We start from the raw sequence: 25,036 nt of genomic DNA, 5'->3' as shown, positions 1-25,036 counted from the left end.
CCTGCCCCAAAAATACAAAAAGGGGATAGTCATTTGCAATCCAGCCCTCTAGGGTAACCCTTTTCCAGACTGCACCTGCAGATGGCCTTCGATCTGTAAAGGAAGCCGACCATGCGCCTCGCTGCCCTACCCCTGTTGCTCGCCCCGCTTCTGCTGAGCCCCCTGGCCCAGGCCGCCGCCCTGAGCGTCTGCACCGAGGCCAGCCCCGAAGGGTTCGACGTGGTGCAATACAACTCGCTGACCACCACCAACGCTTCGGCCGACGTGCTGATGAACCGCCTGGTCGACTTCGACACCGCCAGCGGCAAAGTCGTACCGAGCCTGGCCGACAGCTGGGAAGTCAGCCCCGACGGCCTGAGTTACGTGTTCAAACTGCACCCGCAGGTGAAGTTTCACAGCACTGACTATTTCAAACCGAGCCGTACGCTGACCGCTGAAGACGTCAAATTCAGCTTCGACCGCATGCTCGATCCGGCCAACCCATGGCACAAAGTCGCGCAAAGCGGCTTCCCGCACGCTCAATCCATGCAGTTGCCGGCGCTGATCAAGAAGATCGACGCGCTCGACCCGCTGACCGTGCGCTTTACCCTCGACCACCCGGACTCGACGTTCCTCGCGACCCTGAGCATGGGTTTCGCCTCCATCTATTCCGCCGAATATGCCGACAAGCTGCTCAAGGCCGATGCGACCGACAAGCTCAACAGCCAGCCGATCGGCACCGGTCCGTTTGTGTTCACGCGCTTCCAGAAAGACGCCTCGGTGCGCTACCGGGCCAACCCGGACTACTTTGGCGGCAAGCCGGCGGTCGATCCGCTGATCTTCGCCATCACCCCGGATGCCAACGTGCGCCTGCAAAAGCTGCGGCGCAACGAGTGCCAGATCGCTCTGTCGCCAAAACCGCTGGATGTGAAAGCTGCGCAGGAAGAGCCGACACTGAAAGTGGAAAAGACTGACGCGTTCATGACCGCTTTCGTCGGCATCAACAGCCAGCACCCACCGTTGGACAAGCCGGAAGTCCGCCAGGCGATCAACCTCGCTTTCGACAAGGCCAACTACGTCAAAGCCGTGTTCGAAGACACCGCGGAACCGGCCAACGGCCCTTACCCGCCAAACACCTGGAGCTACGCGAAGAACCTGCCGGGCTATCCACACGACGTGGCCAAAGCCAAGGCGCTGCTGGCCAAGGCCGGATTCAAGGACGGCTTCCAGACCACCATCTGGACGCGTCCGTCCGGCAGCCTGCTCAACCCGAACCCGAGTCTGGGCGCGCAGTTGCTGCAGTCGGACCTGGCGGAAATCGGCATTCAGGCGGAAATCCGCGTGATCGAGTGGGGCGAACTGATTCGCCGCGCCAAGGCTGGCGAGCATGACCTGCTGTTCATGGGCTGGGCCGGCGACAACGGCGACCCGGACAACTTCCTCACGCCGCAGTTTTCCTGCGCGGCGGTCAAGTCCGGCACCAACTTCGCCCGCTACTGCAATGCCGACCTGGACAAGTTGATCAGCGCCGGCAAGACCACCAGCGAGCAAGGCGTGCGCACCAAGCTGTACGAACAGGCGCAGGCGCAGATTCAGCAGCAGGCGCTGTGGTTGCCGCTGGCACACCCGACCGCCTATGCGCTGACGCGCAAGGATGTGCAGGGTTATTCCGTCAGCCCGTTTGGCCGCCAGGACTACTCCAAGGTCAACCTGAAATAACCCACGTTACTGTGGGAAAAACCTCTGTGGCGAGGGAGCTTGCTCCCGCTTGAGTGCGCAGCGCTCACAAGCTTTTCAGGGCCGCTGCGCAGCCCGGCGGGAGCAAACTCCCTCGCCACAAGAGTGCACTTCTGCGTTTTACATCCAGCCACACTCCGCCATCGACAACGGCTCACCGTCGCCGATGATGAAGTGATCCAGCACCCGCACATCAATCAGGTCCAGCGCTTTCTGCAAGCGCTTGGTCAGTTGTCGATCCGCCTGGCTCGGATCGCTGTTCCCCGACGGGTGGTTGTGACAGAGAATCACCGCCGCCGCGTTGTTGGCCAATGAGCGCTTCACCACTTCCCGGGGATGCACGCTGGTGTTGTCGATCGAGCCGCGAAACAGCGCCTCGAATGTCAGCACCTGATGCTTGGAGTCGAGAAACAGGCAGCCAAACACCTCATGTGGCTCGTGGCGCAGCATGGATTTCAGGTAATCGCGAACGGCTTTCGGGTTTTCCAGCGCCGTTTTTTCGCGTGAACGCTCGGCCAGGTGCCGCCTGTTCATTTCCTGAGCGGCCTGCAACTGGGCAAATTTTGCAGGCCCCAGGCCCAACTCTCTGCTGAATGCTTCCAGATCGGCCTCAAGCAGCAAACGCAGACTGCCAAACTGATTCAACAGATGTCGCGCCAGATCTACTGCGCTTTTTCCCGCCACTCCAGTGCGCAAAAATATTGCCAGCAACTCGGCGTCCGAAAGACTCGCCGAACCTTGTTCCAATAACCGTTCCCGCGGCCGTTCCGCCGCAGGCCAATCGCGAATACTCATACACCTTCCTTGTCTGTGGGCGCCGCTGTTCCGTAGCGGTCGCTGTGATATCGTAGCCCATCTTTTTTGCGGGCGGATTCACCCTGGGGAGGGGGTTTCGCCACGTATGTCACCCACGAAATGTAAAGGCAGACCTATGCAGCGGCTGTATCGGAAACGCATCGTTCTGGGCGTCGGCGGCGGCATTGCGGCCTACAAGAGCGCCGATCTGGTTCGTCGCCTGATCGACCAGGGCGCCGAAGTGCGCGTGGTCATGACCCATGGCGGCGCCGAGTTCATCACCCCGCTGACCATGCAAGCGCTGTCCGGGCACCCGGTTCACCTGGATCTGCTCGACCCGGCCGCCGAAGCGGCCATGGGCCACATCGAGCTGGCCAAGTGGGCCGATCTGGTTTTGATCGCCCCCGCCACCGCCGACCTGATCGCCCGTCTGGCCCAAGGCATTGCCAACGATTTGCTGACCACCCTGGTGCTGGCCACCGACGCCGTGGTGGCTGTCGCGCCGGCAATGAATCAAGCGATGTGGCGCGATCCGGCGACCCAGGCCAACCTGCAACTCTTGGAAAGCCGTGGGCTGAAGACCTTCGGCCCGGCCTCCGGCAGTCAGGCCTGCGGCGACGTCGGCATGGGCCGGATGATGGAAGCCACCGATCTGGCGCAGTGCGCGGCGGATTGCTTCCAGCGTCAGGCACTGACCGGCAAGCACGTGATGATCACCGCCGGCCCGACTCAGGAAAACATCGACCCGGTGCGCTACATCACCAACCACAGCTCCGGGAAAATGGGCTTCGCTCTGGCCGAAGCCGCGGTGGAAGCCGGCGCCCGCGTCACGCTGATCAGCGGCCCGGTGCACCTGCCGACCCCGGATCGCGTCACGCGCATCGACGTGGTCAGTGCCCGCGACATGCTCGCGGCCTGCGAATCGGCCATCCCGTGTGATGTGTTCATCGCCTCGGCAGCGGTGGCGGACTACCGCCCGGAAGTGGTTGCCCCGCAAAAACTCAAGAAAGACCCTACAAGCGGCGACGGCTTCGTCCTGCAAATGGTGCGCAACCCGGACATCCTGGCCACCATCGCGACCCGTCCCGACCGTCCGTTCAGTGTCGGCTTTGCCGCCGAGACCGAACATTTGCTCGACTACGCTGCACGCAAGTTGAAAGACAAGAATCTCGACCTGATCGTCGCCAACGACGTCGCCAACCCGAGCATCGGTTTCAACAGCGAAGAAAACGCCTGCAGCGTGATCGACCGTGAGCTTCACGCCACTGTTTTCGCCCAGACCAGCAAGAGCAAGATCGCTCGCCAACTGGTCACTTTTATCGCCGAACGTCTGAACCAGGTTTAATTTACATGCACGCTTTGCAAGCCAAGATCCTCGACCCACGCATCGGTACTGAATTCCCGCTGCCGCAATACGCCACCCCGGGCTCCGCCGGCCTAGACCTGCGCGCCATGCTGGAACAGGACATCGTGATCAAGCCGGGTGAAACCGTACTGATCCCTACCGGTCTGTCGGTCTACATCGGCGACCCGAACCTCGCCGCACTGATCCTGCCGCGCTCGGGCATGGGCCATAAGCACGGCATCGTGCTGGGCAACCTCGTCGGCCTGATCGACTCGGATTATCAGGGCCCGCTGATGGTGTCCTGCTGGAACCGTGGCCAGAGCGACTTCACCATGACCGTCGGCGAGCGTCTGGCGCAGTTGGTGCTGGTGCCGGTGGTGCAGGCGCACTTCGAAATGGTGGAAGAGTTCGTCGAAACCGAGCGCGGCGCGGGCGGCTTTGGCCATACCGGCACCAAATAACCGGATATACATCATTGTGGCGAGGGAGCTTGCTCCCGCTGGGCTGCGCAGCAGACCCAAAATCTTGTGGGCGCTGCGCACCCAAGCGGGAGCAAGCTCCCTCGCCACAAAAAATGCGCTACATCGGCAGCAGGCTTTAACACCGTAAATCAAGGTTTTGCCGGCCACAAGCCACGCCAGCCGAGGCGTCATGGCCCTTTCACACCACGAACTCTCTGTGGAAAACGCCGTCATACCCTTCAGTTTGAGCCTGCCGTCGAGTGAATCGTCGGTGTGTCCCGCCACTTTCGAGATGGAGCATTTGTGCAGATGAGCACCCCCGCCAAGATCGCCCCGAAGCTTCCCGACAGCATCTTCCGCGCCTATGACATTCGCGGCACCGTGCCGGAATTCCTCAATGCCGAAACCGCCTACTGGATCGGCCGCGCCATTGGTTCTCAGAGCCTGGCCCAGGGTGAACCAAACGTCTCCGTCGGTCGTGACGGTCGCCTGTCCGGCCCGGAGCTGGTAGCAGAACTGATCCGCGGTATTGCCGAGAGCGGCTGCCACGTCAGTGACGTCGGCCTGGTCCCGACGCCTGCGCTGTATTACGCGGCCAACGTGCTGGCCGGTAAATCCGGCGTGATGCTCACCGGCAGCCACAACCCGTCGAACTACAACGGCTTCAAGATCGTCATTGCCGGCGACACCCTCGCCAACGAGCAGATTCAGGTGCTGCACGAGCGCATCAAGACCAACGACCTGACCAGCGGTCAGGGCAGCGTAACCCAGGTCGAAATCCTCGACCGCTACACCACCGAAATCGTCCGGGACGTCAAACTGGCCCGACGCCTGAAAGTCGTGGTCGACTGCGGCAACGGCGCGGCCGGCGTGATCGCCCCGCAACTGATCGAAGCGCTGAACTGCGAAGTCATTCCGCTGTTCTGCGAAGTCGACGGCAACTTCCCCAACCATCACCCGGATCCGGGCAAACCCGAGAACCTCGTCGACCTGATCGCCAAGGTCAAGGAAACCAACGCCGACATCGGCCTGGCCTTCGACGGTGATGGCGATCGTGTCGGCGTGGTGACCAACACGGGGAGCATCGTCTACCCCGACCGTCTGCTGATGCTGTTTGCCCGCGACGTGGTGGCGCGCAACCCGGACGCGGAAATCATCTTCGACGTCAAATGCACCCGTCGTCTGGTGCCACTGATCAAGGAATACGGTGGTCGCCCGCTAATGTGGAAGACTGGCCATTCGTTGATCAAAAAGAAAATGAAACAATCCGGTGCTCTATTGGCCGGTGAGATGAGCGGGCACATCTTCTTCAAGGAGCGCTGGTTCGGTTTCGACGACGGCATCTATAGCGCCGCACGGCTGCTGGAGATCCTCAGCCAGGAAAAATCCACCGCCGAAGAGCTGTTTGCGACCTTCCCGAACGATATTTCTACGCCGGAAATCAATATCCATGTGACCGAAGAGAGCAAATTCAGCATCATTGATGCACTGCACGACGCACAGTGGGGCCCAGGCGCCGACCTGACCACCATCGACGGCGTGCGGGTCGATTACGCCAAAGGCTGGGGCCTGGTGCGCGCATCCAACACCACACCGGTGCTGGTGCTGCGCTTCGAGGCCGATGACGAGGCAGAACTTGCGCGTATCAAGGCTGTGTTCCACGCCCAGCTGAAACGCGTCGCACCTGATCTCCAACTACCGTTCTGATTCACCCGGAGCCCTGAATGACCCTCGAACGCGAAGCCGCCGCCCACACCGCCCAGGTCCTGTCCGAAGCGTTGCCTTACATCCGACGTTATGTCGGCAAGACCCTGGTGATCAAATACGGCGGCAACGCGATGGAAAGCGAGGAGCTGAAAACCGGCTTCGCCCGCGACATCGTCTTGATGAAGGCCGTGGGCATCAACCCGGTGGTGGTTCACGGCGGTGGCCCGCAGATCGGTGATCTGCTCAAGCGCCTGTCGATCGAAAGCCACTTCGTCGATGGCATGCGCGTCACCGACGCCGCGACCATGGACGTGGTGGAAATGGTCCTCGGTGGTCAGGTCAACAAAAGCATCGTCAACCTGATCAACCGTCACGGCGGCAGCGCCATCGGACTGACCGGTAAAGACGCCGGGCTGATTCGCGCGAAGAAACTGACCGTCACCCGCCAGACCCCGGAGATGACCCAGCCGGAAATCATCGACATCGGTCAAGTCGGCGAAGTGGTCGGGATCAACACCGAACTGCTGAACCTGCTGGTCAAAGGCAACTTCATCCCGGTGATCGCACCGATCGGCGTGGGTGAGAACGGCGAGTCGTACAACATCAACGCCGACCTCGTGGCCGGTAAAGTCGCCGAGGCGCTGAAAGCCGAGAAGCTGATGCTGCTGACCAACATCGCCGGCCTGATGGACAAGTCGGGCACCGTGTTGACCGGCCTGAGCACCCAGCAGGTCGACGACTTGATCGCCGACGGCACCATCTACGGCGGCATGCTGCCGAAGATCCGCTGCGCACTGGAAGCGGTTCAGGGCGGCGTTGGCAGCTCGCTGATCATCGACGGTCGCGTACCGAACGCAATCCTGCTGGAAATCTTCACCGACACCGGTGTGGGCACGCTGATCAGCAATCGCAAGCGTCACTGATCGCTGAAACGCAAAAGATCGCAGCCTGCAGCAGCTCCCTACGGAAATTTCACGCACACGAAATTTGCTTTTGTAGGAGCTGCCGCAGGCTGCGATCTTTTTTATGCGCGCAAGAAACGTCTGACTCCACTCAGCGAAACGTCCGACATCTCCTCAGAACAAATCGCCCTAGGATCTTCCCTGAACCCACAGGAGATCTTCCCCATGCAAAAAGACCGCGTACCGTACGGCAGCGATGTTTCCGCAGGCACCTATGAATGTGCAGACTGCGGACGCGAGTATTCCAACCAGTCGAAAACTTCACTGCCGCCCTGCCCTGACTACCAACCCAGCACCCACGTGCTCAATGGCTGGAACATCCTGACGGGCCAGGGCGACGCTGCTGCCGATCCGTATCCGGGCCAGTCTTCCAAATAAACAAGGGAGACGAGCCATGCAGATATCTTTCAATATCGACGCGGACGCTTTCGAGCAGGAACAAAAGGAGCCGGTCAAGAAGACCTTGCGTATTGGCGACGCGGAAATTGCCAACGCCCTTCAGCGCATCGCCAAGGCCAGCCTGACCGAATACCTGAAAATGCTGGTCGAGGGTGGAATGCCCAGCCGGGCCGATGAGGCCAAGCAGGATCGCCTGCTGTACCTGATTCAAAGCTACTTCGGACAGACTCTACCGACGGAATCGCAAATCTCGACGATCTTTCAGCTGACTCAAAGTCAAAGCAAGACCCTGCTGAAAAACACCGTGTCGCGCTTTCGCAATCAGCTCGACGACATCCTGCAGCACAGCATGCGCGCGGTCGTCGCCTCTGCGGAGCACGCGAAAGATGTCTATCTGGTGGTCATCAGTTCGGACGTGATTCGCGATGAGCTGAACATGCTGATCACGCAAAACGAACCAACGTTCAAACCTATCATCAAGCGCAAAGGCAGCGCCGGACAGTTTGAGATCAGCGAGGACTCTCACGATTTGTTGTGCGCAACGCTGGGGCTCAATGCCGTTCAGTGACATCGTCGCGGTCAGCGGCTTGCTGCTGACCCTGACCACTTTTCTGTTCAACCTGGCTTGGCCGAAGCTCAGTGAAGCGTTGGCACTGGATGAATATCAATCCGGCCCACAGAACCGCAGGCGCAGTCGAGAGAAAGTATGGAAGGTGTTTTATTCGCGAGCGCTGCCGCTGACGTGCGCGTTTACGGTGCTGTTTTACGTCAACTTGCCGGCTGCGGTGCGGATAATTCGCAGCAGCACGCTGGATCTATGGGATTTTGATGTTGATCGCACGTTGTATGTGATGGTGGTGCTGGCGTTGCTGGCGTTTGCGCTGATCAACGTAGAGTTAACCCTTAAACTGCTGAAAAAATGGCGAAAGCTGCGTTAAACCTCAAACAAAAGACCCCGTTCAGCCTGACTGAACGGGGTCTTTCACTGTGAATCACTTGTGGCGAGGGAGTTTGCTCCCGCTGGGCTGCGAAGCGGCCCCAAAATATTGTGAGCGCTGCGCACTCAAGCGGGAGCACGCTCCCTCGCCACAAAAGCGCCTATGACATCAGACGCCGAACTGGGCGCGATACGCTTCCACGGCGGGCAGATGCTGCTTGAGCTGCGGGTCGTCGGCGAGGAATTCCAGCACCTGGTTCAGCGAAACGATGCTGATCACCGGGATACCGAAATCACGCTCGACTTCCTGGATCGCCGACAACTCGCCGTTGCCACGCTCCTGACGGTTCAGGGCGATCAGCACGCCGGCGGCCTTGGCGCCATCCTGCGAGGCGATGATCTGCATCACTTCGCGGATCGCGGTGCCGGCGGTGATCACGTCGTCGATGATCAGCACTTCGCCGGTCAGTGGAGCGCCGACCAGGCTGCCGCCTTCGCCGTGAGCCTTGGCTTCCTTGCGGTTGAAGCACCACGGCAGGTCACGGTTGTGGTGTTCGGCCAGCGCGACAGCGGTGGTGGCTGCCAGCGGGATGCCTTTGTAGGCCGGGCCAAACAGCACGTCGAACGGAATGCCGCTTTCGGCAATGGCTGCCGCGTAGAAACGCCCCAGCTGCGCCAGGGCCGAACCCGAGTTGAACAGGCCGGCATTGAAGAAGTAAGGACTGGTGCGCCCGGACTTCAGGGTGAACTCACCGAAGCGCAAAACGCCGCGATCGATGGCAAAACGAATGAAATCGCGCTGATACGCTTGCATGAAAAAAACCCCAAATACCACGGATTTAGCTAATTAGCTTGACGCCGTGTATCATACACGCACGCGATTTTTGGGGCCATTTATGCGGATCATCAGTGTGAACGTCAATGGTATTCAGGCTGCAGTCGAGCGTGGTTTGCTCAGTTGGCTGCAAGCACAGAATGCCGACGTCATCTGCCTGCAGGACACCCGTGCCTCCGCCTTTGAACTGGATGACCCAGCCTTCCAACTGGATGGCTACTTCCTTTATGCCTGCGATGCTGAAGTCCCTGCCCAAGGCGGCGTGGCTTTGTATTCGCGGTTGCAACCGAAGGCTGTCATCAGCGGTCTCGGTTTCGAGACGGCCGACCGCTACGGGCGCTACCTGCAAGCAGATTTCGACAAAGTCAGTATTGCCACCTTGCTGCTCCCTTCGGGGATGAACGGCGATGAGGACTTGAACCAGAAGTTCAAGCTCATGGATGACTTCGGCAAGTACCTGGACAAGCAGCGGCGCAAACGTCGCGAGTACATTTATTGTGGCTCGCTGTACGTGGCGCAGCAGAAGCTCGACATCAAGAACTGGCGCGACAGCCAGCAATCCCCGGGCTTCCTGGCGCCAGAACGCGCCTGGATGGACGAGATTGTCGGCAACATGGGCTATGTCGATGCCCTGCGCGAAGTCAGCCGCGAAGGCGACCAGTACAGCTGGTGGCCGGACAATGAACAGGCCGAGATGCTCAATCTGGGCTGGCGCTTCGACTACCAGTTGCTGACCCCGGGCCTGCGCCGTTTCGTACGCAGCGCACGCCTGCCGCGGCAGCCACGCTTCTCGCAGCACGCGCCGCTGATCGTCGACTACGACTGGACGCTGACCATCTAAGCGTCGATCCGTCGTTAAAAAATGCCGTACTCGCGAGAGTACGGCAGTTTTTTTATGCCGCGCCTGAAGTAGCCCAGACCTCAGACGGCGACAAAAAACGGTAAGGCCAGGTAGAGCTTGATGACGATCACGTTGATGATGTCGATGAAGAATGCACCGACCATCGGCACCACCAGAAACGCAAGCTGCGAAGGCCCGAAACGCTGCGTCACCGCCTGCATGTTGGCAATGGCCGTTGGCGTTGCCCCCAGGCCAAAACCGCAATGTCCTGCCGCCAGGACCGCCGCGTCGTAGTTACTGCCCATCACTCTGAATGTCACAAAAATCGCAAACAGCGCCATGACCAACGTTTGCGCAGCCAGGATGATGAATATCGGCAGTGCCAACGCTGCCAGATCCCAGAGTTTGAGAGACATCAAGGCAATTGCCAGAAACAGCGACAGGCTGACATTACCCAGCACCGACACTTCACGCTCGAATACCTGATACAGGCCCAGCGCCGACAGCCCATTACGCAGCACCACTCCCACGAACAAAACGCAGACAAACGTCGGCAACTCGAATGCGGTTCCGTGCAGAAAGCCATTCAGCAGATTGCCAGCCAATAAACTCACCGCAATCAGAGCCAGAGTCTCGATAAACGAAAAGGGCGTGATCGAACGCTCCTTGTTCGGCTGCTCGAAACCCTTTGGCATCCGTGGCGCTTGTTGAGGCTGGCAACCGGGCACCGCAACGCGCTTGATGAGCAGGCGAGCCACCGGCCCACCAATCAAACCGCCCAGGACCAGGCCGAAGGTTGCCGAGGCGATTGCAAGCTCGGAGGCCGAAGCAAGGCCGTACTTTTCACTGAATACCGTGCCCCATGCCGCCCCCGTACCGTGACCGCCCGCAAGCGTGATTGACCCCGTCAGGAGCCCCATCAACGGATCAAGACCCAACGTTGTGGCAAGACCAATGCCCAACGCGTTCTGAACCAGCAAAAGCCCGGTAACCGCCAGTAGAAATATGCCGACTACGCGACCACCCTTCTTCAGGCTGGCAAAGTCTGCGCTCAAACCGATTGTGGCAAAGAACGCCAACATCAACGGCGTCTGCAGTGAAGTATCAAATCTGATTTCCATATCAAAAGTTCGCAACATCAATAAACCCAGCGCAACCACCAGTCCACCGGCGACGGGTTCAGGGATATTGTAATTACGCAGAAAACCGACTCGTGCAATAAGCCCGCGCCCCAGTAAAAGCACCAGAGAGGCGGCCACGAGCGTTCCATAAAAATCGAGCTGGATCATTGGGGTTATTCTTGGCTATATATTCATCAGGCGCACTTTTTACCCGCGCACGCCCATTGAATCGGCTGATTGTCTCAACACTGATTGATTTGGAATTCAATAGCCTTCGATGGCTTGAATATATCGAGATATTTCTGAAGTAACGTTATGCGGAGTAACCTTAACAATCGCCAAGTCCTATTGCCAAGGACTGAGATCGCGTTAAAGCATTGCAGTTGTGACTAAAAGTGTAGGCGTTAAATATATAAAAAATATCCACTACCGCTTGTCGCAGATAGAACTGTTCCTACACGAAAGAGTAATTATTCGAGTTGCAGAAACACAAATGCCCTGACAAGTCAGGGCATTTGTATTAAAACTTTGCGAGTCACCAGGGTCTAGCATTGATCGTTATTTGATCAGTCGCCAAGTGAATGGATAACGGTAGGGAAAGCCTTCGTTCGCCTTCACCCCGGCGATGATCGTCAGCACCAATGCACCGATGGCCAGCAGGCCCAGCAAGAAGAAGCCGATGATCAACACCATCAGCAGCAGACAGATCGCGGCAGCAATCGCCACGGTGATCTGAAAATTCAGCGCTTCTTTACCCTGAGCGTCGATGAATGGATCGGTCTCGCGCTTCATCTGCCACAGGATCAGCGGCCCGATCAAATTACCGAACGGAATCCAGATCCCCAGCAAGGCGGACAAGTGACAAAACATCGCCCATTGACGAACCTCCTGGCTCGGCTTGGGCAGCAACTCTTGCTCATCACTCATCGCGTCCTCCTTGCGGGTTACGAACCTGCTCAGTCGGCCAGTGCAGCCTTTTGCAGTTCGAAGATTTCGTTCATGCCTTTCTTCGCCAGTTCCAGCATGGCGTTCAGATCTTCAGGCTGGAACGGCGCGCCTTCGGCGGTGCCCTGGACTTCGATGAAGCCACCGGTGCTGGTCATCACCACGTTGAGGTCAGTCTCGGCGGCGGAATCTTCAAGATAGTCCAGATCCAGCACCGGCTCACCCTGATACATGCCGACCGACACCGCGCCGATCATTTGCTTGAGCGGGTCGCCGCTTTTCAGGCCGCCGCGCTTCTTGATCACTTTCAGTGCATCGACCAGGGCAACCATCGCGCCGGTGATGGAGGCGGTGCGGGTGCCGCCGTCAGCCTGGATCACGTCGCAGTCGACGTACAGGGTGACGTCGCCCAGCTTGGACATGTCCAGCGCAGCGCGCAGCGAACGGCCGATCAGGCGCTGGATTTCCAGGGTGCGACCGCCCTGCTTGCCACGGCTCGCTTCACGCTGGTTACGCTCGCCGGTAGCGCGCGGCAGCATGCCGTACTCGGCGGTCAACCAACCCTGACCTTGCCCTTTCAGGAAGCGCGGCACGCCGTTTTCGACGCTGACGGTGCAGATGACTTTGGTATCACCGAATTCGACCAGTACGGATCCCTCGGCGTGTTTGGTGTAGTTGCGGGTAATGCGGATCGAGCGGAGCTGATCGGCAGCGCGACCACTTGGACGTTTCATAGGGAATACCTGTACTGGGGACGGAAAACTGCCGAGCATTATAGAGCGCTGCACCGCGCCTGGGCACGGGTTAAAAATTCCAACCGTCGACCCAGGGCCCTGAAACACGCATAACCGACGGCCTGCAGCCCTTTGTCACACCGTGTGTTTGGGCGCATCCGCCGCACTGCGCTACAATCCTGCGCCTTTGCTGCCAGTCGGCTTAAATTCATTGATATCGAGCCTGCGGAACATCCCTTCTGCGCCGATCTGCATTGCGAGGTCACCGCCATGGTGCACAGCATGACCGCCTTCGCCCGCGTCGAAAAAGCCGGCGTCCAGGGCACCCTGAGCTGGGAGCTGCGCTCGGTCAACAGCCGCTATCTGGAACCGCACCTGCGCCTGCCGGAGTCGTTCCGCGACCTCGAAGGCGCCGTGCGTGAGGCCCTGCGCCAAGGCCTTTCACGGGGCAAACTGGAATGCACCCTGCGTTTCACTGAAGAAAGCACCGGCAAGCCGTTGCAGGTCGATCGCGAGCGCGCCGCGCAACTGGTCGCCGCCGCCGAAACCATTGCCGGCCTGATCAACAACCCGGCAGCACTCAATCCGCTGGAAGTGCTGGCCTGGCCCGGCGTGCTGGTGGCCGACGCGACTGATCCACAGGCGCTGAACGCCGAGGCGCTGGCGCTGTTCAATCAAGGTCTCAAGGAACTCAAGGCCGGCCGCGAGCGCGAAGGCGCGGAGCTGGCACGCCTGATCAATGAGCGCCTGACCTCCATTGAAGAGGACGTCGTGACCTTGCGTGAACTGGTGCCGCAGATGCTCGCGACCCAGCGTCAGAAAGTCCTCGATCGCTTCGCCGACATGAAGGCCGAACTGGATCCGCAGCGCCTGGAACAGGAAATGGTCATGCTCGCGCAAAAGAGCGATGTGGCCGAAGAACTGGATCGCCTGAGCACCCACATCATCGAAGTGCGCCGGGTGCTCAAGTCCGGCGGTGCCGCCGGCCGGCGCCTGGATTTCCTGATGCAGGAACTCAACCGCGAAGCCAACACACTGGGCTCCAAGGCCTTCGACCCGCGCAGCACCCAGGCCGCCGTCAACCTCAAGGTGTTGATCGAGCAGATGCGCGAACAAGTGCAGAATATTGAGTAAGGCAACAGACATGACCCACAGCACCGGCACCCTGTACATCATTTCCGCGCCATCGGGCGCAGGCAAGAGCAGCCTGGTCAAGGCTTTGACCGATGCCAATCCGGAGATCCGCGTCTCGATCTCCCACACCACCCGCGCCATGCGTCCGGGTGAAGTGGACGGCGTGAACTATCACTTCGTGACCCGCGAAGAGTTCGTGAAGATGGGCGAGCACGGCGACTTCCTCGAACGCGCCGAAGTCTTCGGCAACTTCTACGGCACCTCGCAAAGCCGCCTGCAGCAGACGCTGGACGAAGGTCATGACCTGATTCTGGAAATCGACTGGCAAGGCGCCGAGCAAGTGCGCAAGCTGATGCCGCAGGCACGCTCGATTTTCATCCTGCCACCGTCGCTGCAGGCATTGCACCAGCGTCTGACCAACCGCGGCCAAGACAGTGACGAGATCATTGATGGCCGGATGCGCGAAGCCGTCAGCGAGATGAGCCACTATGTCGAGTACGACTACCTGATCATCAACGACGATTTCGCCCATGCACTGGACGATCTGAAGGCGATTTTCCGCGCCAATCAGCTGCAACAGAAGCGTCAGCAGGTACGTTTCGGCAAATTACTGGCCGAACTGCTCGGTTAATCAACTCTTCCCAAAACCGCTGCAAGCGCTTTACATTGGTGCTTGCAGCGCGTTGAAGGGTCTGGTCAAAAAATCAGCGCTTCCCTAATCGCTGGTGATTTTTTAAACTGCTCAGTCCGCTCGCCCAACCGGGCAGCGCGCATATTGCATTCGCTCCGAGGAATACCATGGCCCGCGTAACCGTTGAAGACTGCCTAGAACACGTGGAAAACCGCTTTGAGCTGGTCATGCTCTCTACCAAGCGTGCCCGTCAACTGGCCACCGGCGGCAAAGAGCCACTGGTCCAGTGGGAAAACGACAAGCCGACCGTTGTCGCCCTGCGTGAAATCGCAGAAGGCCTGATGAGCTACGAGTTCATCGCCGAGCAGGAAATCGTCCACGAAGACCCGGTCTTCGCTGCGTTCGAGGACGAGTCCAACGAGGCCGTCTAAGCCTATGCCTGGTCGACGTAGCACGGCGCGGGAACACAGCCTACGGCAGGAGTCATCATGCCGAGCATAGACGCCCTCGCCGATCGCTTATCGACCTACCTCGGCAACGACCAGGTCAACCTGGTCCGCCGAGCGTATTTCTACGCCGAACAAGCCCATGACGGTCAGCGCCGTCGCAGCGGCGAGGCGTACGTCACGCATCCTCTTGCAGTGGCGAATATTCTTGCCGACATGCACATGGACCATCAGAGCCTGATGGCTGCGATGCTGCATGACGTGATCGAAGACACCGGTATCGCCAAAGAAGCGCTGCAAGCGCAGTTCGGTGAAACCGTGGCCGAACTGGTCGACGGGGTCAGCAAACTGACCCAGATGAACTTCGAGACCAAGGCCGAGGCCCAGGCCGAGAATTTCCAGAAAATGGCCATGGCCATGGCGCGCGACATTCGCGTGATCCTGGTCAAACTTGCCGACCGCCTGCACAACATGCGCACGCTGGAAGTGCTGTCCGGGGAAAAACGCCGCCGGATCGCCAAGGAAACCCTCGAAATCTATGCGCCCATCGCCAACCGGCTGGGCATGCACGCCATTCGTATCGAATTCGAAGACCTCGGCTTCAAGGCGATGCACCCGATGCGTTCGGCGCGGATCTACCAGGCGGTCAAGCGCGCCCGGGGCAACCGCAAGGAAATCGTCAACAAGATCGAAGAGTCCCTCGGCCACTGCCTCGCGATCGACGGCATCCAGGGCGAAGTCAGCGGTCGCCAGAAACACCTCTACGGCATCTACAAGAAAATGCGCGGCAAGCGTCGGGCCTTCAACGAGATCATGGACGTCTACGCGTTCCGGATCATCGTCGACAAGGTCGATACCTGCTACCGCGTGCTGGGTGCTGTACATAATTTGTACAAACCGTTGCCGGGGCGCTTCAAGGATTACATCGCGATCCCCAAGGCCAACGGCTATCAGTCGCTGCACACCACGCTGTTCGGCATGCATGGCGTGCCGATCGAGATCCAGATCCGCACCCGCGAAATGGAAGAGATGGCCAATAACGGCATTGCCGCCCATTGGCTGTACAAATCCAGCGGGGACGAGCAGCCCAAAGGCACTCACGCCCGCGCCCGCCAGTGGGTCAAAGGCGTGCTGGAAATGCAGCAACGTGCCGGCAACTCGCTGGAATTCATCGAGAGCGTGAAGATCGACCTGTTCCCGGACGAGGTCTACGTGTTCACGCCCAAAGGCCGGATCATGGAGCTGCCCAAAGGCTCCACGGCGGTCGACTTCGCCTACGCGGTGCACACCGACGTCGGCAACAGCTGCATCGCCTGCCGGATCAACCGCCGTCTCGCACCGCTGTCCGAACCGCTGCAAAGCGGCTCCACGGTCGAGATCGTCAGTGCACCCGGCGCGCGGCCGAACCCGGCCTGGCTCAACTTCGTGGTCACCGGCAAGGCCCGTACGCACATCCGTCATGCGCTGAAACTGCAGCGCCGCTCCGAGTCCATCAGCCTTGGCGAACGCCTGCTGAATAAAGTGCTCAACGGTTTCGACAGCGCCCTGGAGAAGATCCCGGCCGAGCGCGTCAAGGCGATGCTCAGCGAATACCGGCTGGAATTGATTGAAGATTTGCTCGAAGACATTGGCCTGGGCAACCGCATGGCCTATGTCGTGGCGCGCCGTCTGCTCGGCGAAGGCGAACAGCTGCCGAGCCCGGAAGGGCCACTGGCGATTCGCGGCACCGAAGGTCTGGTCCTGAGCTATGCCAAGTGCTGCACACCGATCCCCGGCGACCCGATTGTCGGCCACCTCTCGGCGGGCAAAGGTATGGTCGTGCACCTGGACAACTGCCGCAACATCAGCGAAATCCGCCACAACCCGGAAAAATGCATCCAGCTCTCGTGGGCCAAGGATGTCACCGGCGAATTCAACGTCGAACTGCGCGTCGAGCTGGAGCACCAGCGCGGCCTGATCGCCCTGCTGGCCAGCAGCGTCAACGCGGCCGACGGCAATATCGAGAAAATCAGCATGGACGAACGCGATGGCCGCATCAGCGTCGTCCAACTGGTGGTCAGCGTCCACGACCGTGTGCACCTGGCCCGCGTGATCAAGAAACTGCGCGCCCTGACCGGGGTCATCCGCATCACCCGCATGCGTGCCTAATTCACACCTAACAAGGAGTCATACATGACCAAGACCGTTATCACCAGCGACAAGGCCCCAGCCGCCATCGGTACCTACTCCCAGGCGATCAAGGCCGGCAACACTGTCTACATGTCGGGTCAGATCCCTCTGGACCCAAAGACCATGGAACTGGTTGAAGGCTTCGAAGCCCAGACCGTCCAGGTGTTCGAGAACCTCAAAGCCGTAGCCGAAGCTGCCGGCGGTTCGTTCAAGGACATCGTCAAGCTGAACATCTTCCTCACCGACCTGAGCCACTTCGCCAAGGTCAACGAGATCATGGGCAAGTACTTCGATCAGCCGTACCCAGCGCGCGCCGCCATCGGCGTTGCTGCCCTGCCGAAGGGTTCGCAAGTCGAAATGGATGCCATCCTGGTCATCGAGTAATGCACACGGCGCAGCCTTCAAACGCTGCGCCGACTGCTCTGCGGTAAAGAAAAGGTTTTGAAAGGATTCCACCATGCGCAAAGCGCTTGCTCTCTCGCTGCTCGCCATTTTTCTCGGCGGCTGTGCCAGCGACCCCGCCGACCGTGACATCAGCGGCACCTGGATCAACCAGGTGGCGATCGACGCTGCTGCCAAGGGCGGCCCCCTGCGCGAAGCGCTTCAGGCCTATGGCCCGAACCTGGAGTGGGACGTCAACACCAAGGCCGGTCAGGCCCGCTACACCAACGGTTTCGAGAACGTCGAAGGACGGCTGCAGGGCGAACAGTCCGGCGCCTGGAAAGTCGACTTCTATGGCAGCTCCGGCAGTGAGCTGAAACGCGACGGCGGCCGGATGAAGCAAGCCGCCACCGAGAACGAACCCGACCAATTGTTCGATCGTGCGCAAATCCCCGTGCCGGAAGGCGCACCCATCGGCGCCAGCTTCGAACGCGCACTGTATTCGGCTTACTTGGGCGGCAGCTGGAAGATTGCCAGCGGCGACGGCGAAGGCAACACCGTGCAATTCCAGGCCGACGGCCAGGTCTCCGGTCTGCCCGGCGCCGACCGCTATGCCCTGTGCCTGGCAGGCGACTGCGCCTCGATGAACAGCGACCACGACAGCATGTGGCTGCAGCTTAACGGCCAGGGCAACAACTGGATCTTTGCCCGCAAAGGCAAGGCGCTGGAGATTTTCCAGGCAGTGAACAGCGCACTGGCGGATGAAATGCCGCAGTTCACCCCGGGTGAGCGCAAGTGGTTGCTTGAGAAGCAGTAACCGCACCTGAGAGCAACACATAACCCTGTAGGAGCGGGCTTGCTCGCGAAGGGGATGTGTCAGTCGACATGAATGTTGCCTGACACACCCTCTTCGCGAGCAAGCCCGCTCCCACAGTGGTTTGTGGCTTCAGGAAGTCAGCACTTGCCTTCAAGAATCGCCGCATAACCTTCGCGGTAACTCGGATACGTCGGCGTCCACCCCAACGCCTTCGCCCGGGCATTGCTGCAGCGCTTGCTGCCGGCGCGGCGTACGCTGGCGTCTTCCGCCCAATCGGTGACACCCAGATACTCGCGCAGCCAGGCGACCACTTCGGCCAGCGGTACCGGCGCATCGTCCACCCCGATATAAACATCCTGCAACGGCTTGCCCTGATGAGCCGCGTTCAGCAGAAACGCCATCAGCCCCGCCGCGTCATCAGCATGGATGCGATTGCCGTATAGCGGCGGCTCGACCGCCACCCGATAACCGCGACGTACTTGGGTCAACAGCCATTCACGACCCGGGCCGTAAATACCAGTCAGGCGCACGATGCTCGCCGGGATACCGCTTTTCAGCGCCACTTGCTCAGCCTCAAGCATCACTCGCCCGGAATAGCCGCTGGCTACGGTCGCTGAATGCTCGTCGACCCACTCCCCTTCCTGCTGGCCGTACACACTGCTGCTGGAAACGAACAGTAGCCGATCAGGCGTCTGCCCGTAGTCGTCCAGCCAGCTCAGTACATTCTGCAAACCCTGCACGTAAGCCGCACGATAACCGGCTTCATCGTGATCGGTTGCCGCCGCGCAATACACCAGGTAATCCACCGCCCCGACCGGCCAGGTCTCCGGGCAATCTTCCTTGAACAGGTCACCGGCCACGCCGATGACGCCGTCCGGCAAACGCGAAACATCACGGCGCAGACCATGCACCTCCCAGCCGGCAGCCAGCAATTGCTTAGCCAGACGACTGCCGACATCACCACAACCGGCAATCAAAACAGAAGGTGCGGACATCAAAAAACTCCCAAACGAAAGGAACAGACTAGCCCTCACAAAGGACGAACGGCTAGCAATCGAGGAAAAAAAGATACTCTATTACTTCTGTTAACAAGAATTACTTGCAATAATGCACCCCACTTTTGTTCTCGGCCTCACGAGGCCTGGAAGAGCATCAACCGTTTTCTACTTCAGGTCCGGCCAGCATGACACGTAATCAAATCCCCGCTTCGCCAACCAAACGACCTCGCGCCTTCAGCGCGGTGGCGGCCCTGCTGCTCAGCCTGATGCTGGCTCCAACCGCCGCTTTCGCCGACGCACAAGCGCCAGCGTCCCCGGCTGCCACCGAACAGCACGCCCCTGCCGCCGCCGCGCCAGCCACCACCGACCCGGTGCAGGCTGTAGACGCCAGCCCGGCCGACGCCCCTGAAGTGCTCGAACCCGACAACACCCTGGGCATGGCCCACGACCTGTCGCCATGGGGCATGTATCAAAACGCCGACATCATCGTGAAAATCGTGATGATCGGTCTGGCCATCGCTTCCATCATCACCTGGACCATCTGGATCGCCAAAGGCTTTGAGCTGATGGGCGCCAAGCGTCGTCTGCGTGGTGAAATCGCCGCCCTGAAAAAAGCCGCAACGCTCAAGGAAGCCAGCGCCACTGCGGCGAAGGAAGGCACCCTCGCCAACCTGCTGGTCCACGATGCACTTGAAGAAATGCGCCTGTCGGTCAACAGCCGCGAGAAAGAAGGCATCAAGGAGCGCGTCAGCTTCCGTCTTGAGCGTCTGGTCGCTGCCTGTGGCCGCAACATGAGCAGCGGCACCGGCGTCCTCGCCACTATCGGCTCCACCGCGCCGTTCGTCGGCCTGTTCGGTACCGTGTGGGGCATCATGAACAGCTTCATCGGCATCGCCAAGACGCAGACCACCAACCTCGCCGTCGTGGCGCCGGGCATCGCCGAAGCGCTGCTGGCCACCGCCCTGGGTCTGGTTGCCGCGATTCCTGCAGTGGTGATCTACAACGTGTTCGCCCGCTCCATCGCCGGCTACAAGGCGCAGGTGTCCGACGCTTCGGCAGAAGTCCTGTTGCTGGTCAGCCGCGACCTCGACCACCAGCCTGAGCGCAGCTCGCAGCCGCACATGGTCAAAGTGGGGTAATCGGCCATGGGCCTGCATTTGAAAGAAGGCGCAGACGACGATCTGGCCGAGAACCACGAAATCAACGTCACGCCGTTCATCGACGTGATGCTGGTACTGCTGATCATCTTCATGGTGGCTGCGCCGCTGGCGACCGTGGACATCAAAGTCGACCTGCCGGCCTCGACCGCCAAACCGGCGCCGCGTCCGGAGAAACCGGTGTTCCTCAGCGTAAAAGCCGATCAGCGCCTGTACATCGGCGACGACGAAGTCAACGCCGATACCCTTGGCGCAGTGCTCGACGCCAAGACCCAGGGCAAGAAAGACACCACCATCTTCTTCCAGGCCGACAAGGGTGTGGACTACGGCGACCTGATGAGCGTGATGGATAAATTGCGTTCGGCCGGTTACCTGAAGGTCGGTCTGGTAGGCCTTGAGAGCGCAGCCAAGAAATGATCACGACGCGCCATAAGCTGACGCGTTACAGCGGTAGCCTGGCCGTGGTGCTGGGCGTTCACGCGCTGGCCATCGCGCTGGCGCTGAACTGGACCGCCCGCCCGCCCATCGAACTGCCGCCGCAGGCAATGATGGTCGAGCTGGCACCGGTTCCGGCCCCGCCACCGCCTGCTCCGCCGAAAGTCGTCACACCGCCGCAGCCACCGGCTCCGGTTGAAGAGCTGCTGATTCCGAAACTGGCTGAAGCACCCAAGGCCGAGATCGCCGTACCGAAGCCCAAACCCAAGCCGAAGCCGAAACCGCAGCCGCCTAAACCGGTAGAGAAGCCAGAACCGCCGAAGGAAAAACCTTCCGAGGAGAAACCGGCCGACACGCAACCGACCCAGGCACCGACGGAGAAATCCGCCCAGCCGGCACCAGGCCCGTCGCCAGCGCAATTGGCCGCCAAGGCCAGTTGGCAAGGTACCCTGCTCGCGCACCTGGCCAAGTACAAGAAGTACCCGGCCAGCGCTCAGGCACGAGGCAAGGAAGGCTTGAACCGTCTGCGCTTCGTGGTTGATGCCGAAGGCAATGTACTGTCGTTCGAACTGGTGGGCCGCTCCGGCAACGCCGATCTGGACCGGGCCACCCTGGAAATGATCCGCCGCGCGCAACCGCTGCCCAAGCCACCGGCCGACATGCTGAACAACGGTTCGATCGAAATTGTTGCGCCGTTTGTGTACTCCCTCGAACGTCGTCGCTAAACAGCACCGCAATACCTGTAGGAGTGAGCCTGCTCGCGATGGGGCCGTGTCAGTCAATCATTTATCGCCTGACACACCGCTATCGCGAGCAGGCTCACTCCTACAAGGGTTCTTCGTCAGCCAGAAGAATCCCGCCAAAAAGGCACCGAAAGGTGTCTTTTGCATATCTGGCAACGGCAATCCCACATTGCCCGGTGTCGCATTCCTCTCTCAGTCTGATAACGTGCGTCTATCGATTGCAGCCGTTATGCTTGGCCCGCAACTTCATGGACGCTTGCTATGACCCTCACAGAATTACGCTACATCGTTACCCTCGCCCAAGAGCAGCACTTCGGCCACGCCGCCGAGCGTTGCCACGTCAGCCAGCCGACCCTGTCGGTGGGCGTGAAAAAACTTGAAGACGAACTCGGTGTGCTGATTTTCGAGCGCAGCAAAAGCGCCGTGCGCCTGACCCCGGTCGGCGAAGGCATTGTCGCCCAGGCGCAGAAAGTCCTGGAGCAGGCCCAAGGCATCCGCGAACTGGCCCAGGCCGGCAAGAATCAGCTGACCGCGCCGCTGAAAGTCGGCGCGATCTATACCGTCGGGCCGTACCTGTTCCCGCACCTGATTCCACAACTGCACAGGGTCGCCCCGCAGATGCCGTTGTACATCGAAGAAAACTTCACCCACGTGCTGCGCGACAAACTGCGCAACGGCGAGCTCGACGCGATCATCATCGCCCTGCCGTTCAACGAAGCCGACGTGCTGACCCTGCCGCTCTACGACGAGCCGTTCTACGTCCTGATGCCGGCCCAGCACCCGTGGACGCAAAAAGAATCCATCGACCCGGGCCTGCTCAACGACAAGAGCCTGCTGCTGCTCGGCGAAGGCCACTGCTTCCGCGACCAGGTGCTTGAGGCCTGCCCGACCCTGACCAAGGGCAACGACGGCGCCAAGCACACCACCGTGGAATCCAGCTCGCTGGAAACCATCCGCCACATGGTCGCGTCCGGTCTGGGTATTTCGATCCTGCCGCTGTCGGCGGTGGACAGCCATCACTACGCCCCGGGTGTGATCGAAGTGCGCCCACTGTCGGCGCCGGTCCCGTTCCGCACCGTGGCGATTGCCTGGCGCGCCAGCTTCCCGCGGCCGAAAGCCATCGAGATCCTCGCCGACTCCGTTCGCCTGTGCTCGGTGGCCAAGCCCGCCGCGCCGGTCACGGCCGGTTAAGCCAGGGTCATGACCGAGCTGTCGCAAGTGTCGGTGACGGCACTCAAGGGTGTCGGCGAAGCCATGGCCGAGAAACTGGCCAAGGTCGGCCTGGAAAACCTCCAGGACGTGCTGTTTCACCTGCCGCTGCGTTATCAGGATCGCACTCGCGTAGTGCCGATCGGCCACTTGCGCCCGGGCCAGGATGCGGTGGTCGAAGGCACCGTCAGCGGTGCCGACGTGGTCATGGGCCGGCGGCGCAGCCTCGTCGTGCGCATGCAGGACGGCACTGGCGGGCTGAGCCTGCGCTTCTACCATTTCAGCAACGCGCAGAAAGAAGGCCTCAAGCGCGGCACACAGATTCGCTGCTACGGCGAAGTCCGGCCCGGCGCTTCGGGACTGGAAATCTATCACCCGGAATACCGCGCCATCACCGGTGACGAACCGCCGCCAGTGGATGAAACCCTGACCCCGGTCTATCCGCTCACCGAAGGCCTGACCCAACAGCGCCTGCGCCAGCTGTGCATGCAGACCCTGACCCTGCTCAAGCCGAACACCCTGCCCGACTGGCTGCCGACCGAACTGGCCCGCGACTACCAACTGGCACCGCTGGCCGACGCGATCCGCTACCTGCACAACCCGCCCGCCGACGCCGACGTCGATGAGTTGGCCCTCGGTCATCACTGGGCGCAGCATCGGCTGGCCTTCGAAGAACTGCTGACCCATCAACTGTCGCAACAACGTCTGCGCGAAAGCCTGCGTTCGTTGCGCGCACCAGCGATGCCGAAAGCGACGAAGCTGCCGGCGAAGTATCTGGCCAACCTCGGCTTCAATCCGACCGGCGCGCAACAGCGGGTCGGCAACGAAATCGCCTACGACCTCAGCCAGCACGAACCGATGCTTCGCCTGATTCAGGGCGATGTTGGCGCGGGCAAAACCGTGGTCGCCGCCCTCGCGGCACTGCAAGCGCTGGAGGCGGGTTATCAGGTCGCATTGATGGCGCCGACCGAGATCCTCGCCGAGCAACACTTCATCACCTTCAAGCGCTGGCTCGAACCGCTGGGCATCGACGTCGCGTGGCTGGCCGGCAAGCTTAAAGGCAAAAACCGCGTGGCCGCACTGGAACAGATCGCCAGCGGCACGCCGATGGTGGTCGGCACCCACGCGCTGTTCCAGGACGAAGTGCAGTTCAAGAATCTGGCACTGGTGATCATCGACGAACAACACCGCTTCGGTGTGCAACAACGCTTGGCGCTGCGGCAGAAAGGCGTCGGTGGGCGCATGTGCCCGCATCAACTGATCATGACCGCCACGCCGATCCCGCGCACGCTGGCGATGAGCGCCTACGCCGACCTCGACACCTCGATCCTCGACGAACTGCCGCCCGGACGCACCCCGGTCAACACCGTGCTGGTCACCGACACCCGCCGCGTCGAAGTCATCGAACGGGTGCGCAGCGCCTGCGCCGAAGGGCGTCAGGCCTATTGGGTGTGCACGCTGATCGAAGAGTCGGAAGAGCTGACCTGTCAGGCTGCCGAAACTACGTTCGAAGACCTCACCGCCGCCCTCGGCGAGTTGAAAGTCGGGCTGATTCACGGGCGCATGAAGCCCGCCGAAAAAGCCGCGGTGATGGCCGAGTTCAAGGCCGGCAACCTGCAACTGCTGGTCGCCACCACGGTGATCGAAGTCGGCGTCGACGTGCCCAACGCCAGCCTGATGATCATTGAAAACCCCGAGCGCCTCGGCCTTGCACAATTGCACCAGTTGCGCGGCCGCGTTGGCCGGGGCAGCGCGGTCAGCCATTGCGTGCTGCTCTACCATCCGCCGCTGTCGCAGATCGGCCGTCAGCGTCTGGGCATCATGCGCGAGACCAACGACGGTTTCGTCATCGCCGAAAAAGACCTCGAACTGCGCGGCCCTGGCGAAATGCTCGGCACGCGCCAGACCGGCCTGCTGCAGTTCAAGGTCGCCGACCTGATGCGCGACGCCGACCTGCTGCCCGCCGTACGCGATGCCGCGCAAGCGCTGCTGGAGCGCTGGCCGACTCACGTCAGCCCGTTGCTCGACCGCTGGCTGCGCCATGGGCAGCAATACGGCCAAGTGTGAGCACCGTCGCAGTTTGTGCAGGATCGTTCCGACAGAGCTGGTTATACTCCT

Annotated in this window: 25 protein-coding genes and 1 pseudogene; 20 read left to right on the top strand and 6 right to left on the bottom strand. The window is 60.6% G+C overall.

The window, feature by feature from the left end; translation table 11 throughout:
- Positions 1 to 111: 111 nt before the first annotated feature.
- Positions 112 to 1,698 (top strand): ABC transporter substrate-binding protein, encoded by a 1,587-nt coding sequence (locus PMI25_RS23155; protein ID WP_007962370.1) that lies wholly within the window; start codon positions 112 to 114, stop codon positions 1,696 to 1,698.
- Positions 1,699 to 1,836: 138 nt separating this feature from the next.
- Here PMI25_RS23155 and radC read toward each other — a convergent pair whose 3' ends face one another.
- Positions 1,837 to 2,511, bottom strand: coding sequence for a RadC family protein (gene radC / locus PMI25_RS23150; protein ID WP_007962369.1), 675 nt, complete (start codon positions 2,509 to 2,511; stop codon positions 1,837 to 1,839).
- Between the two features lie 136 nt (positions 2,512 to 2,647).
- Between radC and coaBC the strand changes: the two genes are divergently transcribed.
- From coaBC to PMI25_RS23115, 7 genes and pseudogenes are all read left to right on the top strand, one after another.
- On the top strand, positions 2,648 to 3,856 hold the full coding sequence (gene coaBC, locus PMI25_RS23145; protein ID WP_007962368.1) for a bifunctional phosphopantothenoylcysteine decarboxylase/phosphopantothenate--cysteine ligase CoaBC: 1,209 nt from the start codon (positions 2,648 to 2,650) through the stop codon (positions 3,854 to 3,856).
- 5 nt (positions 3,857 to 3,861) lie between these two features.
- Positions 3,862 to 4,317 (top strand): dUTP diphosphatase, encoded by a 456-nt coding sequence (gene dut, locus PMI25_RS23140; protein WP_003229483.1) that lies wholly within the window; start codon positions 3,862 to 3,864, stop codon positions 4,315 to 4,317.
- A gap of 330 nt (positions 4,318 to 4,647) precedes the next feature.
- Positions 4,648 to 6,024: pseudogene (locus PMI25_RS23135) on the top strand (phosphomannomutase/phosphoglucomutase); the annotation flags it as partial.
- Between the two features lie 17 nt (positions 6,025 to 6,041).
- Entirely contained in the window at positions 6,042 to 6,947 is a 906-nt protein-coding gene (gene argB, locus PMI25_RS23130; protein WP_007962366.1) for an acetylglutamate kinase, read from the top strand.
- A gap of 204 nt (positions 6,948 to 7,151) precedes the next feature.
- Positions 7,152 to 7,364, top strand: a complete 213-nt coding sequence (locus tag PMI25_RS23125; RefSeq protein WP_007962365.1) for a hypothetical protein — start codon at positions 7,152 to 7,154, stop codon at positions 7,362 to 7,364.
- Between the two features lie 16 nt (positions 7,365 to 7,380).
- Entirely contained in the window at positions 7,381 to 7,953 is a 573-nt protein-coding gene (locus PMI25_RS23120) for a hypothetical protein (RefSeq protein ID WP_007962364.1), read from the top strand.
- Entirely contained in the window at positions 7,940 to 8,323 is a 384-nt protein-coding gene (locus PMI25_RS23115) for a hypothetical protein (protein ID WP_007962363.1), read from the top strand. Before PMI25_RS23120 ends, PMI25_RS23115 begins: the two co-directional genes overlap by 14 nt.
- A gap of 168 nt (positions 8,324 to 8,491) precedes the next feature.
- Here the strand turns inward: PMI25_RS23115 and pyrE are convergent, their stop codons facing one another.
- Entirely contained in the window at positions 8,492 to 9,136 is a 645-nt protein-coding gene (pyrE, locus tag PMI25_RS23110) for an orotate phosphoribosyltransferase (RefSeq protein ID WP_007954442.1), read from the bottom strand.
- An 82-nt stretch (positions 9,137 to 9,218) separates the two neighbouring features.
- Here pyrE and PMI25_RS23105 point away from each other — a divergent pair, with 82 nt between their 5' ends.
- Positions 9,219 to 9,998 (top strand): exodeoxyribonuclease III, encoded by a 780-nt coding sequence (locus PMI25_RS23105; protein WP_003229491.1) that lies wholly within the window; start codon positions 9,219 to 9,221, stop codon positions 9,996 to 9,998.
- 80 nt (positions 9,999 to 10,078) lie between these two features.
- Here the strand turns inward: PMI25_RS23105 and gltS are convergent, their stop codons facing one another.
- The 3 genes from gltS to rph form a co-directional block, all read right to left on the bottom strand.
- Entirely contained in the window at positions 10,079 to 11,287 is a 1,209-nt protein-coding gene (gltS, locus tag PMI25_RS23100; RefSeq protein WP_007962362.1) for a sodium/glutamate symporter, read from the bottom strand.
- A gap of 390 nt (positions 11,288 to 11,677) precedes the next feature.
- The gene (locus tag PMI25_RS23095) at positions 11,678 to 12,046 is read right to left on the bottom strand and encodes a DUF4870 domain-containing protein (RefSeq protein ID WP_003229492.1); all 369 of its coding nucleotides are present in this window, start codon (positions 12,044 to 12,046) and stop codon (positions 11,678 to 11,680) included.
- Between the two features lie 29 nt (positions 12,047 to 12,075).
- On the bottom strand, positions 12,076 to 12,798 hold the full coding sequence (rph, locus tag PMI25_RS23090; protein WP_007962361.1) for a ribonuclease PH: 723 nt from the start codon (positions 12,796 to 12,798) through the stop codon (positions 12,076 to 12,078).
- Between the two features lie 270 nt (positions 12,799 to 13,068).
- Between rph and PMI25_RS23085 the strand changes: the two genes are divergently transcribed.
- From PMI25_RS23085 to PMI25_RS23060, 6 genes are all read left to right on the top strand, one after another.
- The gene (locus tag PMI25_RS23085) at positions 13,069 to 13,932 is read left to right on the top strand and encodes a YicC/YloC family endoribonuclease (RefSeq protein WP_007962360.1); all 864 of its coding nucleotides are present in this window, start codon (positions 13,069 to 13,071) and stop codon (positions 13,930 to 13,932) included.
- A 10-nt stretch (positions 13,933 to 13,942) separates the two neighbouring features.
- Positions 13,943 to 14,563 (top strand): guanylate kinase, encoded by a 621-nt coding sequence (gmk, locus tag PMI25_RS23080; protein ID WP_003229498.1) that lies wholly within the window; start codon positions 13,943 to 13,945, stop codon positions 14,561 to 14,563.
- A 167-nt stretch (positions 14,564 to 14,730) separates the two neighbouring features.
- On the top strand, positions 14,731 to 14,994 hold the full coding sequence (rpoZ, locus tag PMI25_RS23075) for a DNA-directed RNA polymerase subunit omega (protein ID WP_003229503.1): 264 nt from the start codon (positions 14,731 to 14,733) through the stop codon (positions 14,992 to 14,994).
- Positions 14,995 to 15,051: 57 nt separating this feature from the next.
- On the top strand, positions 15,052 to 17,157 hold the full coding sequence (spoT, locus tag PMI25_RS23070; RefSeq protein ID WP_007962359.1) for a bifunctional GTP diphosphokinase/guanosine-3',5'-bis pyrophosphate 3'-pyrophosphohydrolase: 2,106 nt from the start codon (positions 15,052 to 15,054) through the stop codon (positions 17,155 to 17,157).
- Between the two features lie 24 nt (positions 17,158 to 17,181).
- Complete coding sequence (locus tag PMI25_RS23065) at positions 17,182 to 17,562, top strand: RidA family protein (RefSeq protein ID WP_003229509.1); 381 nt, start codon at positions 17,182 to 17,184, stop codon at positions 17,560 to 17,562.
- Between the two features lie 73 nt (positions 17,563 to 17,635).
- Positions 17,636 to 18,376, top strand: a complete 741-nt coding sequence (locus PMI25_RS23060; RefSeq protein WP_007962358.1) for a hypothetical protein — start codon at positions 17,636 to 17,638, stop codon at positions 18,374 to 18,376.
- A gap of 137 nt (positions 18,377 to 18,513) precedes the next feature.
- On the opposite strand, the gene PMI25_RS23055 is transcribed toward PMI25_RS23060, so the two are convergent.
- On the bottom strand, positions 18,514 to 19,371 hold the full coding sequence (locus PMI25_RS23055) for an SDR family oxidoreductase (protein WP_007962357.1): 858 nt from the start codon (positions 19,369 to 19,371) through the stop codon (positions 18,514 to 18,516).
- A 188-nt stretch (positions 19,372 to 19,559) separates the two neighbouring features.
- On the opposite strand from PMI25_RS23055, the gene exbB reads away from it, so the two are divergent.
- From exbB to recG, 5 genes are all read left to right on the top strand, one after another.
- Positions 19,560 to 20,513: a tonB-system energizer ExbB gene (exbB, locus tag PMI25_RS23050; RefSeq protein ID WP_007962356.1), complete on the top strand. Its 954-nt coding sequence runs from the start codon at positions 19,560 to 19,562 to the stop codon at positions 20,511 to 20,513.
- 6 nt (positions 20,514 to 20,519) lie between these two features.
- Positions 20,520 to 20,948, top strand: coding sequence for a TonB system transport protein ExbD (gene exbD, locus PMI25_RS23045; protein ID WP_007962355.1), 429 nt, complete (start codon positions 20,520 to 20,522; stop codon positions 20,946 to 20,948).
- Complete coding sequence (locus tag PMI25_RS23040; RefSeq protein ID WP_007962354.1) at positions 20,945 to 21,691, top strand: energy transducer TonB family protein; 747 nt, start codon at positions 20,945 to 20,947, stop codon at positions 21,689 to 21,691. Before exbD ends, PMI25_RS23040 begins: the two co-directional genes overlap by 4 nt.
- A 279-nt stretch (positions 21,692 to 21,970) precedes the next feature.
- Positions 21,971 to 22,900 (top strand): hydrogen peroxide-inducible genes activator, encoded by a 930-nt coding sequence (locus tag PMI25_RS23035; RefSeq protein ID WP_007962352.1) that lies wholly within the window; start codon positions 21,971 to 21,973, stop codon positions 22,898 to 22,900.
- Between the two features lie 9 nt (positions 22,901 to 22,909).
- Entirely contained in the window at positions 22,910 to 24,985 is a 2,076-nt protein-coding gene (gene recG, locus PMI25_RS23030; RefSeq protein ID WP_007962348.1) for an ATP-dependent DNA helicase RecG, read from the top strand.
- Positions 24,986 to 25,036: the final 51 nt, after the last annotated feature.

Origin of the sequence: Pseudomonas sp. GM30 (assembly GCF_000282275.2) — a bacterium.
Classification (GTDB): Bacteria; Pseudomonadota; Gammaproteobacteria; order Pseudomonadales; family Pseudomonadaceae; genus Aquipseudomonas.
This window is presented reverse-complemented; position numbering and strand designations above follow the sequence as displayed.

Coding starts and splice junctions, on each gene's coding strand:
- PMI25_RS23155 (WP_007962370.1), top strand. CDS start 112: ATGCGCCTCGCTGCCCTACCCCTGTTGCTCGCCCCGCTTCTGCTGAGC.
- radC (WP_007962369.1), bottom strand. CDS start 2,511: ATGAGTATTCGCGATTGGCCTGCGGCGGAACGGCCGCGGGAACGGTTA.
- coaBC (WP_007962368.1), top strand. CDS start 2,648: ATGCAGCGGCTGTATCGGAAACGCATCGTTCTGGGCGTCGGCGGCGGC.
- dut (WP_003229483.1), top strand. CDS start 3,862: ATGCACGCTTTGCAAGCCAAGATCCTCGACCCACGCATCGGTACTGAA.
- argB (WP_007962366.1), top strand. CDS start 6,042: ATGACCCTCGAACGCGAAGCCGCCGCCCACACCGCCCAGGTCCTGTCC.
- PMI25_RS23125 (WP_007962365.1), top strand. CDS start 7,152: ATGCAAAAAGACCGCGTACCGTACGGCAGCGATGTTTCCGCAGGCACC.
- PMI25_RS23120 (WP_007962364.1), top strand. CDS start 7,381: ATGCAGATATCTTTCAATATCGACGCGGACGCTTTCGAGCAGGAACAA.
- PMI25_RS23115 (WP_007962363.1), top strand. CDS start 7,940: ATGCCGTTCAGTGACATCGTCGCGGTCAGCGGCTTGCTGCTGACCCTG.
- pyrE (WP_007954442.1), bottom strand. CDS start 9,136: ATGCAAGCGTATCAGCGCGATTTCATTCGTTTTGCCATCGATCGCGGC.
- PMI25_RS23105 (WP_003229491.1), top strand. CDS start 9,219: ATGCGGATCATCAGTGTGAACGTCAATGGTATTCAGGCTGCAGTCGAG.
- gltS (WP_007962362.1), bottom strand. CDS start 11,287: ATGATCCAGCTCGATTTTTATGGAACGCTCGTGGCCGCCTCTCTGGTG.
- PMI25_RS23095 (WP_003229492.1), bottom strand. CDS start 12,046: ATGAGTGATGAGCAAGAGTTGCTGCCCAAGCCGAGCCAGGAGGTTCGT.
- rph (WP_007962361.1), bottom strand. CDS start 12,798: ATGAAACGTCCAAGTGGTCGCGCTGCCGATCAGCTCCGCTCGATCCGC.
- PMI25_RS23085 (WP_007962360.1), top strand. CDS start 13,069: ATGGTGCACAGCATGACCGCCTTCGCCCGCGTCGAAAAAGCCGGCGTC.
- gmk (WP_003229498.1), top strand. CDS start 13,943: ATGACCCACAGCACCGGCACCCTGTACATCATTTCCGCGCCATCGGGC.
- rpoZ (WP_003229503.1), top strand. CDS start 14,731: ATGGCCCGCGTAACCGTTGAAGACTGCCTAGAACACGTGGAAAACCGC.
- spoT (WP_007962359.1), top strand. CDS start 15,052: ATGCCGAGCATAGACGCCCTCGCCGATCGCTTATCGACCTACCTCGGC.
- PMI25_RS23065 (WP_003229509.1), top strand. CDS start 17,182: ATGACCAAGACCGTTATCACCAGCGACAAGGCCCCAGCCGCCATCGGT.
- PMI25_RS23060 (WP_007962358.1), top strand. CDS start 17,636: ATGCGCAAAGCGCTTGCTCTCTCGCTGCTCGCCATTTTTCTCGGCGGC.
- PMI25_RS23055 (WP_007962357.1), bottom strand. CDS start 19,371: ATGTCCGCACCTTCTGTTTTGATTGCCGGTTGTGGTGATGTCGGCAGT.
- exbB (WP_007962356.1), top strand. CDS start 19,560: ATGACACGTAATCAAATCCCCGCTTCGCCAACCAAACGACCTCGCGCC.
- exbD (WP_007962355.1), top strand. CDS start 20,520: ATGGGCCTGCATTTGAAAGAAGGCGCAGACGACGATCTGGCCGAGAAC.
- PMI25_RS23040 (WP_007962354.1), top strand. CDS start 20,945: ATGATCACGACGCGCCATAAGCTGACGCGTTACAGCGGTAGCCTGGCC.
- PMI25_RS23035 (WP_007962352.1), top strand. CDS start 21,971: ATGACCCTCACAGAATTACGCTACATCGTTACCCTCGCCCAAGAGCAG.
- recG (WP_007962348.1), top strand. CDS start 22,910: ATGACCGAGCTGTCGCAAGTGTCGGTGACGGCACTCAAGGGTGTCGGC.